The sequence below is a fragment of the Pseudomonas sp. 25 R 14 genome (assembly GCF_900004755.1).
Taxonomy (GTDB): domain Bacteria; phylum Pseudomonadota; class Gammaproteobacteria; order Pseudomonadales; family Pseudomonadaceae; genus Aquipseudomonas; species Aquipseudomonas brenneri.
This window is the reverse complement of record NZ_CVTS01000064.1, coordinates 39,722-40,077: the sequence shown is the minus strand read 5'-3', so window position 1 is coordinate 40,077 and position 356 is coordinate 39,722. Positions and strand designations below refer to the sequence as shown.

Annotated in this window: 1 pseudogene; it reads right to left on the bottom strand. The window is 62.1% G+C overall.

Annotated features, from left to right (window positions below):
- Window positions 1–356, bottom strand: a pseudogene (locus tag BFQ03_RS31110) (hypothetical protein); the annotation flags it as partial.

Sequence of the window (356 nt, the reverse complement as noted above, 5' to 3'; positions counted from 1 at the left end):
CCACAGGCGCAGTGCCGGCGTAATTGTAAGTGGTGCCATTGATCACGCCGCTGGCAGTTGCAGTGGCCGCAGCGGTGGTGGCGCCATTACCCAGAGCCAGGGAGTTGGCGATGCTGGCGTTGGCACCGTTGCCCAGGGCAATGGCGTTGTCGGCCGAAGCGGTTGCCACCGGGCCGATGGCTACGCTGTCGAGGCCGGTAGCCGTGCTGTCGCCCAGGCTGGATTCGCTGTGGAAATACTTGATGCCGTCGCCATTGTTGATGATGTTGCCCAACTGGGTGCTGAAGCTGTTGCCCAGGTTGGTAATCGAGGTGTTGAGACTGGTACCCAGGTCGGTGACCGAGGTGTTGGTGGCA